Source organism: Streptomyces prasinopilosus, from assembly GCF_001419695.1.
Classification (GTDB): Bacteria; Actinomycetota; Actinomycetes; order Streptomycetales; family Streptomycetaceae; genus Streptomyces; species Streptomyces prasinopilosus.
On sequence record NZ_LIRG01000727.1, the window covers coordinates 1 to 3,125 of the forward strand.

The following is a 3,125-nucleotide window of genomic DNA, read 5'->3' on the forward strand; positions in this document are numbered from 1 at the left end:
ATCGTACGGGGCGCCCGCGCACCGCGAGGGCCGGGACGCGGTGGCGCGGGCGCCCCGTACGATCGAGGGATGAGCACGCGGATCGCTTTCCTCAAGGGGCACGGCACCGAGAACGACTTCGTCATCGTTCCGGACCCCGAGAACGCCGTCGACCTGCCCCCCGCCTCCGTCGCGGCCCTCTGCGACCGCCGCGCGGGCATCGGCGGCGACGGGCTGCTGCACGTGGTGCGGTCCGCCGCGCACCCCGAGGCACGGCACCTGGCGGCCGAGGCCGAGTGGTTCATGGACTACCGCAACGGCGACGGTTCCGTCGCCGAGATGTGCGGAAACGGAGTGCGCGTGTTCGCGCGCTACCTCCAGCACGCGGGCCACGTGACCGAGGGGGACGTCGCGATCGCCACGCGCGGCGGCGTGAAGGCGGTGCACATCGCCAAGACCGCGTCCGGCGGCCCCGCCACGGGCGACATCACCGTCGGCATGGGCCGGGCGCTGCTCCCCGAGGACGGCGTCACCGTCAGCGTCGGCGGACGCAGCTGGCCCGCGCGCAACGTGAACATGGGCAACCCGCACGCCGTGGCCTTCGTGGACGACCTCGACCACGCCGGCGACCTGCTCACCGCGCCCCCGTTCAGCCCCGCCTCCGTCTATCCGGACGGCGTCAACGTGGAGTTCGTGGCCGACCGCGGCCCCCGGCACGTGGCGCTGCGCGTCCACGAGCGGGGGGTCGGCGAGACCCGCTCGTGCGGCACGGGCGCCTGCGCGGTCGCCGTGGCCGCGGCCCGCCGGGACGGCGTCGACCCGCGGATCACCGGAATCCCGGTGACGTACACGGTGGACGTGCCCGGCGGCACCCTGACGATCACCGAACGACCCGACGGGGAGATCGAGATGACCGGGCCCGCGGTGATCGTCGCCGAGGGCGTGATCGAGGGCGAGTGGCTGGAGAACCTCCCCCGCTGACCCCGGTACCGGCTTGGTATCCAAGAGCACCACGTGCCGGCCGGCCGCATCCGCCAGGCGCGGGGCCCGGTCCGGCTTCGAGAGCACGGCGCGCCGCTGGTTCCCTGGCGTGAAATCGCCGCTGTGACGGTCTTCGCTCGAAGGAGTGATCCGTTTCACGCTCGGAGGGAGGCGGTCGGTCGCACGTGCTGGGCTCGGTAGCATCAAGCACCGGCCCGGACGGGGACGAGCACCGTCTCCCCAGCCCGATTCCGCCCTGGGCACGCGTCCGCCGGTCAACGCCGCCGGAGGTGCCCATGAACGCGGAGGCCGCGAAACCCGCGACTCCGGGCCCCGTGACCACGGGGTCCGCGACATCGGGTCATGCCACGCCCGCAGGGACGCGGAGGAAGGCACGCTCCCGGCTCGACCTGCGCCGGCTGGGCCGCGCCGCACTCCTCGGCCCCGCCTCCCGCGACCGGCTCCCCGACGCCATCGGCCACGTGGTCGACGCCCACCGCGCCCACCACCCCGACGCCGACCTGGACCCCCTGCGCCGCGCCTATCTCCTGGCCGAGTCCTCGCACCGGGGACAGATGCGCAAGAGCGGCGAGCCCTACATCACCCATCCGCTCGCCGTGACCCTCATCCTCGCCGAACTCGGCGCCGAGACCACGACCTTGACGGCCTCCCTGCTCCACGACACCGTCGAGGACACGGACGTGACGCTCGACCAGGTCCGCGAGGAGTTCGGCGAGGAGGTGTGCTACCTCGTCGACGGCGTCACCAAGCTCGAGAAGGTCGACTACGGTGCCGCGGCCGAGCCCGAGACCTTCCGCAAGATGCTGGTCGCCACCGGCAACGACGTCCGCGTGATGTCGATCAAACTCGCCGACCGGCTGCACAACATGCGCACCCTCGGGGTGATGCGCCCGGAGAAGCAGGAGCGCATCGCCAAGGTGACCCGGGACGTGCTCATCCCGCTCGCCGAACGGCTCGGCGTCCAGGCGCTCAAGACGGAACTCGAGGACCTGGTCTTCGCGATCCTGCACCCCGAGGAGAACAGGCACACGCGCGAGCTGATCCTGCGCAACGCCTCCCGCGCGGACGACCCCCTCGCCGAGGTCGCCGACGAGGTGCGCAGGGTGCTGCGCGAGGCGGACCTCACCGCCGAGGTCCTCATCCGCCCCCGCCACTTCGTCTCCGTGCACCGCGTGTCCCGCAAACGCGGCCGGCTGCGCGGCGCCGACTTCGGCCGGCTGCTGGTGCTGGTGAACGAGGACGCCGACTGCTACGGCGTCCTGGGCGAACTGCACACCTGCATGACACCCGTCGTCTCGGAGTTCAAGGACTTCATCGCGGTACCCAAGTTCAACCTCTACCAGTCGCTGCACACCGCCGTCGCGCGCGACGACGGCCAGGTCGTCGAAGTCCTCATCCGCACGCACCTGATGCACAAGGTCGCCGAGGCCGGTGTCGTCGCCCTCGGCAACCCCTACGCCGTCCCGGGTGAGGAGCAGTCGGCGAACGACGGCGAACGCGTCGACCCGACCCGGCCCGGCTGGCTCTCCCGGCTCCTGGAGTGGCAGCGTGGCACGACCGACCCCGACGCCTTCTGGTCCACGCTGCGCGAGGACCTCGCCCAGGACCGCGAGATCACCGTGTTCCGCCCGGACGGCGGCACGATCGGCCTGCCCGACGGGGCGACCTGCGTGGACGCCGCGTACGCGCAGTACGGCGAGGACGCGCACGCGTGCATCGGCGCCCGCGTCAACGGCCGGCTGGCGACACTACGCACCGTGCTGAGGGACGGGGACACCGTCCAGCTGCTGATGGGCCAGGACCCCTCCTCCGAGCCCTCCAGGGAGTGGCTGGAGCACGCCCGTACCCCGGCCGCCCGGATCGCCATCCAGCGGTGGCTGACCGCCCACCCCGCGCCTCCCGCCGAAGCCGCCGCTCCGCCCCGGGGGGACCGGGCCGGATCCGGGGAAACCCGGGCGGCCGCGCGTCCCGCCGGGGGCGAGTCCGCCGCCGCACCGGCTTCCGCGGCGGTGTCCGGCCCCTCCGCCGGTGCCCGGGTCCTGGCCGACCGGCCCGGCGCGACGGCACGGCTCGCCGGCTGCTGCACACCCGTACCGCCCGACGAGGTGACCGGATTCGCCGTGCGCGGGGGAGCGGTCGCCGTG

2 protein-coding genes are annotated in these 3,125 nt (G+C 73.5%); both read left to right on the forward strand.

The annotated features are described in order from the left end of the window. Nucleotides 1–69: 69 nt before the first annotated feature. Nucleotides 70–960, forward strand: a complete 891-nt coding sequence (gene dapF, locus AOK18_RS25340) for a diaminopimelate epimerase (protein WP_055695834.1) — start codon at nt 70–72, stop codon at nt 958–960. Nucleotides 961–1,256: 296 nt separating this feature from the next. After that, nucleotides 1,257–3,125, forward strand: a 1,869-nt coding sequence (locus AOK18_RS25345; protein ID WP_055695835.1) for a RelA/SpoT family protein, incomplete at its 3' end; no start/stop codon positions are given.

Coding starts and splice junctions, on each gene's coding strand:
- dapF (WP_055695834.1), top strand. CDS start 70: ATGAGCACGCGGATCGCTTTCCTCAAGGGGCACGGCACCGAGAACGAC.